Below are 6,979 nucleotides of genomic sequence, written 5' to 3' on the forward strand. Positions count from 1 at the left end.
GCATTAGCGGTAACAGCGAGCGCTCGCGCTGTTCATCCGGCAGGCTGGCCAGGCTGGTCGCTACCTGCTGCACCCAGTCGCTGTAGTCTCCAATCCGCCGGATCGGCTGTCCGGCCTCAATGAGCCAGTCGACGAATTTGTCGAGGCCGGCGCCGTCGTCGTGCGGGTTCATCACGTGATAGGTCGCGAACCCGTCGGCCACCTGTGTACCCAAGGTGCTGATCGCTTCGGCGACGAATTCGACAGGCAGACCGTCGAAGTGGGCACGCTGGCGGTGTCCGTTGTCGTCGAGTTGGTAGAACGAGTTGGGCGCCATGCCGGTGGCGATCACGCTCATCATCAGCCGGGTGAAGTTGTCCGGCACGTTGAGCTGGCCGGCGTAGGTGGTGTCGGCAGTGATGCCGGCGCAGCGGAACACCGCGACTGGCAAGCCGCACAGATCATTGGCCTCCCGCAGCAGCACCTCGCCGGCCCATTTGCTATTCGCGTAGCCGTTGGCGTAGCTGTGGTTGTTGAGGCGAGTAGGGCTGATGATCCGGATGTCGGCGTCCTCGATGAACGCAGACCGGTCGAGCGGCTCGCCCACTGCTGCGGTCGACACGTACAGGTAGGGCTTCAAGCTGGTGGTTAGCGCGAGCCGGATCAGCTCGGCCGTGCCCACCGTGTTGGGCCCAAACAGCTGGCTGTATGGCAGCAGGTGGTGGACCCGGGCTGCGGGGTCGACGATCAGGTCGACCGTGTCTGCCAGCCGCTGCCATGTGTGCGGCGCCAGGCCCAATTGTGGTTGGCTCTTGTCGCTGGCGAGGACTTCCAGATGGTCGGCGGCCAGTTCCCGGTAGTGCGCCAACAACTTTGGATCGGTGTCGAACGTGCTGTCGAGCCGGTACCGTGCGTGTTCGTCGGATTCGGCTCGCACCAAACAGATCAGGGTGCCGTTGACCTGACTCATCCGCTGCAGCCATTCCAGCGCCAGGTAGCGCCCGAGAAATCCGGTGGCGCCCGTCAGCAGTACCGTCTTCACTTCGGCGCTAATAGGGGCCAGCTGGGGTGCGGCCGCCAGCGTCGTGGCGTCGATGAACTTGTCCAGTGTGAGGTCGCGAGCGTGCACCTCGAAGGAATCTTCCCCACGTGAAATGCCGTGCACGGACGCAAAACTGGGCCGTTCATCGGGGTGCTCGATTTGCCGGGGGGTTTGTGTCGGGAATGTCCGGTTGAAGTCGCCGACACCGTCATCCGCCCCGGTGTTGTCCTGGTTGACGAACCGGGCGATCTGGGCCACCCCGGCAATGCTCTGGGCGGTGAAGACATCGCGTGGCCGGCAGCTGACCCCGGCGGCCTGTGCCCGGGCGGCCACTTGGATTGCCAGGATGCTGTCGCCGCCCAGGTCGAAAAAGGAGTCGTCGATTCCGACCCGGTCCAGGCCGAGTATCTCGGCATAGATGTTGGCCAGGATGTTTTCCATGGCGCTGGTGGGGGCGCGGTATGAGTCGGTGTCGCCGTATTGGGGAGCCGGTAGGGCTTGGGTGTCGAGTTTGTCGTTGACGGTCAACGGCAGAGCTTCTAGGGCTACGACGGCGGCAGGCACCATGTACTGCGGGAATCTCTTGGCCAGCGCTGGGCGGATGTCGGCTGGATTGGCGGTTCCGGTGAAGTAGGCAACCAGACGTTTGTCGCCCGGTTGGTCCTGGCGGGCGATGACCACGGCTTGCTCGACACCGTCGAGTTCGGTCAGGACGGTGGCGATTCCTGCGGGTTCGATGCGGTGTCCGCGGATTTTGACTTGTTCGTCGGCGCGGCCGACGTAGTGCAGCTGGCCATCGGCGCCCCAGCGCACCAGGTCTCCGGTCTGATACATCCGCGCGCCGGTGCCGCCGAACGGACAGGCCACAAACCGGGATGCGGTCAACGCCGGTCGGCGCCAATACCCACACGCCACCCCGGTGCCGGCCACGTACAACTCACCGACCACTCCGGCCGGCACCGGCCGCAACCACCGATCCAGCACAAACAACGCCGCACCCGACACCGGGCGTCCGATCGGCGGCGTCCCGGAACCCGGTTTCAGTGGCGCACTCATCGATACGTACATCGTGGTCTCGGTCGGGCCGTATTGATTGACCATGACCCGTCCGCTGGCCCACCGGTCCACGACCTCGGCCGGGCAGGCCTCACCGCCGACGACCAATGCCGCCGATTCCAAGCCCTCGGGCGACAACACCGTTACCGCAGAAGGGGTTTGAACCAGCAGGTCGACTTTTTCGGAGACAAGCAAATCGTGAAACTCGTTGGGGGAGCGGGTGATCGATTCGGTGATCACCAACAGCCGCGCGCCATGAAGGAGTGCGGCCCAAACCTCAAATACGGAAAGGTCAAAGGCATAGGAATGACATTGGGTCGTCGTCTGGCCCGCTTCCGGTATGAAAGACGTTGGTACTGCGATCAATTGGACGATGTTGTGGTGGGTGATCGCGACGCCCTTGGGCCTTCCGGTGGTGCCGGAGGTATAGATGATATGGGCGATGTTGTCGGCAGACGGTACCGGCAGCGCGGCTGGAGGGTAGGAAACTTCGATCGTCGGGTCATCGACATCGATGATCACCAAGCCAGTTCGGTGCAGTCGGCTCGCGAATTTGGTCCTGGTGATCACGGCCGCTGGGGTGGCGTCTTCGATGATGAAATCGATGCGGGCGTCGGGGGTGATCGGGTCGATGGGTAGATAGGCAGCTCCGCTTTTCACCACCGCCAGGATCGCGACGATGGCCTCAAAACAGCGCTCCAGTAGCAGTCCCACCACATCGCCAGGCCCGATCCCCTGGTCGACCAATAGATGTGCAAGACGGTTAGAAACCTCATCGAGTTCGCGGTAACTCAGCGAATTGCCTTGGAAGGTCAACGCGAGTGCTTCGGGTGTGCGCTGCACCTGGGCGGCAAACAGTGCTGGTATCGATACCGTGGCTTGGCCAGGGGCCTGGTTGAGAACGGTCCGATTACCCCACTCATCCAGGGGAGCATGGGCGGCTTGATCAGGCAGACCGATCGATGACAACCGTAGTCCAGGATCGCCAGTCAGCTCGGTGAGGATGTGTAGGTAGTAGCTGACGATGGCGGTGATGGTGTCACGATCGAATAGGTCAGTGGCGTATTCGATGTTGGCGGGGAGAGGTTGCGGGGGCCGGCCCGGTCGCTGTTGCGGGGCGACAATTTCAAATTGGAGATCGAACTTGGCGCCGTGGGGATGTGTGGGTACGGATTGGGCCCACAGCCCGGGGAACTTCATCGTTGGTAACGGCGTATTTTGCAACACGAAAGCCACTTGGAAGAGCGGGTGGTGCGCCCCCGACCGGGTGGGGTTAAGTCGTTGTACTACGCGCTCGAAGGGAACGTCTTGATGGTTGTACGCGGCTAGTGCTTTGTGCCTAACCTGAGCGAGTAATTCGGTGAAACTGGGGTTTCCCGTTGTCTGAACACGCAATACCCAGGTGTTGACGAAAAACCCGACGAGCTCGGAGAGCGCAGTGTCGGTGCGCCCGCTCATCAGGCCGCCGATCGTCAAGTCATCACCGGCGCCCAGTTTGTTCAACAGCACCGCTAACGCCGCCTGATACACCATCGACGCCGTCGCTTCGCAGCGCTGAGCCAACTGTTTGACCTGCTCCTGTAGGTCGGTGTCGACGACGAAATGGACCACGTCACCCGCAAAGGACGGCTGGGTGGGGCGGGGCCGGTCAAACGGCAACGCCATTTCCTCGGGCGCCCCTTTTAACTCGGAATGCCAATAGGACAGCTGACGTCCTAGCACACTGGCGGGGTCATCACGGCTACCGAGGAATTCCTGCTGCCAAAGCGTGTAGTCGCCATATTGCAGCGATAGCGGCGACCACCGAGGTTTACGGCCTTCGCTGCGGTCAGTGTAGGCGCGTACGAGATCAGAAAAGAATGCGATCATCGAGGCACCGTCCGCGGCGATGTGATGGATAACCACCACCAACACATGTTCAACCTTGGACAATTGCAATAACTCAGTGCGGATCGGGATCTCGACTGCCAAATCGAACAGATGGCTTGCAGCATTGCTTATCTGGCTGGCGATCTGTTGTTCGTTATCGACGTCGATGACCGCAAAAACCGGTTCGTACTCGTCGACCTCCAATATTTGCTGATAGGGAGTTCCTTGCTCACCGATAAACCGGGTGCGCAAGCTCTCGTGGCGTTCGATCACATCCCCGATGGCGTCCCGAAGTGCTTCCACGTCGAGATCCCCGGTCAACCTCACCGCAATGGGAATGTTGTAGATCGGTATCGAGTCAACGGTCTGTTCGATGAACCACAGTCGGCGTTGGGCAAACGACAACGGTAAGCGCTGGGGGCGCACGCGCGGACCCAAAACCGGTGCGACGGCATCGCTCGTGGCGGTGATCAGGCTGGCCAGGTGGTGAGCGGCCGCAGTAGGGGTGGGGTGGTCGAAGGCCAGCGTCGCTGGCAGGGGAAGGCCGGTGTGTCGGGTCAAGGTGTTGCGGAGTTCAAGAGCGCTCAGCGAATCCATACCGAGGTCTCTAAACCGCAGGTCGGGGTCTAGGGCGGCCGCGTCGGGGTGGGCCAACACCGCGGCGGTGGTCGTGGCAACCAGGTCGGTCAGGGTGGCCAGTTGTTGTTGCGGGGTCTGGCTGGCCAGCTGTTTGGCCAACGTGTCGGCGGCGGGTGCGGTGCTGGCTTGCCGGCGACTGGTCGTCAGCGCCGACAGGATGACCGGCAGGGCGCCGTCCCGCGCCTGACGAGCCAGTGCGCGGGTGTTGAACGGCGTCGGGATCAGGGTGGGTTGTCGCGATGCCAGCGCCGCATCGAACAACGCCAGACCATGCTCGACGGTGATCGGGGTCAGGTTGTTACGGGTGAACCGAGCCTGGTCCACCGCGTCGAGATGAGCGGTCATCGCGCTGGCGGCTTGCCAGTATCCCCACGCCAAACTGGTTGCCGGCAAACCGTTGCGATGGCGTTGCTGGGCGAGCGCGTCCAGGACGGCGTTAGCCGCCGCATAGTTGGCCTGGCCGAGGGCCCCTAAGACTCCCGCCGCCGACGAGAACATCACAAACGCGTCCAGCTCGGCATCGGCGGTCAGTCGATGTAGATGCCAAGCGGCGTCGGCTTTCGTGGTCAACACGGTGGCGAGTTGCTCACTGGTTAGCTCACTGACCACCACGTCGTCGAGGACCCCGGCAGCGTGGATCACACCGGATAACCGATGTTCGGCGGGGATGCCGGCCAACACCGCAGCCAGTTGCTCGACGTCGCTGGTGTCACAGGCGGTGATGCTGACCTGGGCGCCAAGCCGCGTCAACCGCTGATGGAGGTCGGCGGCCCCGGCTGCGTCCATGCCGCTGCGGGACACCAACAGCAGGGGCCGAACACCGTAGTCAGTGACCAAATGCTCGGCAAATACCCCGCCTAACATCCCGGTACCACCGGTGATCAACACCGTGCGGTTGGGATCGAACGCAACGGGCTCGGTTCGGGGCTGTGCGAGTGGCTGGACGGGGGTAAGTCGAGGGCCACGGACCACACCGTCGCGCACGGCAAGTTGCGGCTCCAGGGTGGATCGCAGTACCGGGTCGTCGAGGGCGGTTAGGACCCTGGCCAGGGTGTGCTCCGTAGCTGACGTGGGGTCGATATCGATCACACTGATCCGGCCCGGGTGCTCGTTTTGTGCGGTGTGGGCCAAGGCCCATACCGCGGCGTGGGCGAGGTCGGGGGCCTGATCATCGGGACTGATGCTGACCGCGTGGCGGGTCACGAGCACCAGGTGAGCCTCGACAGCGTCAGCGCTGGCCAACCAGGTTTGCAACCCAGCCAGAATGCGGCGGGTCAAGACATGCACCTGGTCCAACGGATCGGGGTGATCGGTGCTGAGCTGCGGCGACGCTACATCCCACACCGCCAAGGCCGGCCAGGAGTCCACTGAGGAAGGCCGCTCACTGATGACCGCCCATTCCGGTAAAGCCCCGGCTTCGGGCAACACATCTGCCGATAGCTCCGGCCAGGTCAGCTCAAACAAGCCGTCCCGCGAGGCCTTATTCGCGGGTTGGAGACTTTCGGCGTCGGGCAGGGTCCCCAGGGTCAACGCGTCGATGGTGATGACCGGGGCACCGGCGGGGTCGGTGGCGTGCAGGGGGAAGGGGTCGGCTCCGGGGGGGGGGAGTTGGACGTGCAGGCGGGGGGCTCCGATAGCGTGCAACGTGATTCCGGTGAACGCGAACGGAAGCCGGGTGGCGTAGACCGCCGCTGCCACGGGGTGTAGGGCGGCGTCGAGCAGCGTCGGGTGAATTCCGTAGCCGCCGGTATTGACCTCAGCGGGCAACGCCACCTCGGCGTAAATAATGTCGGGGTTAGCCGGGTCGCTACCCATTCCCCGCAACGAGCAAAACGCGCCACTGTAAGCCAAGCCACGCTGGGCGAGTTGCTCATAGAAACTGTCTTGTTCAACAGCGGCAACGGCACCACTTGAAGGGGACGGCAGCGAAGACAGCGCGGGAGCGCGGTTGCTCAGCGTGCCGCTGGCATGCGCGGTCCAGGTTGCCCGGCTATGCAGTTGATCACCGGTGCGCGCGTGCACGCTGAAAGCCCGTCGCCCCTGCTCGTCCAAAGCATGCACGCTGATCTGCAGGTCAGTCGCGGCGCCCGCGGCAAGGACCAGCGGAGCGTGCACAACCAGCTCGTCAATGACCGGGAAACCAAAGTACTCACCGGCCTGCAGGACCACATCAATAAACCCGGTCGCCGGGAACACCACACTTCCGTCCACCTGAAGGCCGGCGAGCCAATCGTGCGTGGTGGTCGATAACCGTCCGGTCAACACGATCTGGTCTTGATCGGCGAGCTCGGTCACCGCGCCCAACAGTGGATGGTCGGGCTTGTCGAGCCCGGCGGCGCTGACATCCGCACCGGTGGGTGGGGGGAGCCAGTAGGGGTGGTGTTGGAAGGGGTA

General features: G+C 63.3%; 1 protein-coding gene and 1 pseudogene. Both read right to left on the bottom strand.

What is annotated here, in order from left to right; all coding sequences use genetic code 11:
- Positions 1-4,372: amino acid adenylation domain-containing protein (locus MSIMFI_RS30125; RefSeq protein WP_449870987.1), on the bottom strand; the 4,372-nt coding region annotated here is incomplete at its 3' end.
- Between the two features lie 114 nt (positions 4,373-4,486).
- Positions 4,487-6,880: pseudogene (locus MSIMFI_RS30130) on the bottom strand (type I polyketide synthase); the annotation flags it as partial.
- Between the last annotated feature and the right edge of the window lie 99 nt (positions 6,881-6,979).

This window comes from Mycobacterium simulans (genome assembly GCF_900232995.1).
In the GTDB taxonomy this organism is placed as follows: domain Bacteria; phylum Actinomycetota; class Actinomycetes; order Mycobacteriales; family Mycobacteriaceae; genus Mycobacterium; species Mycobacterium simulans.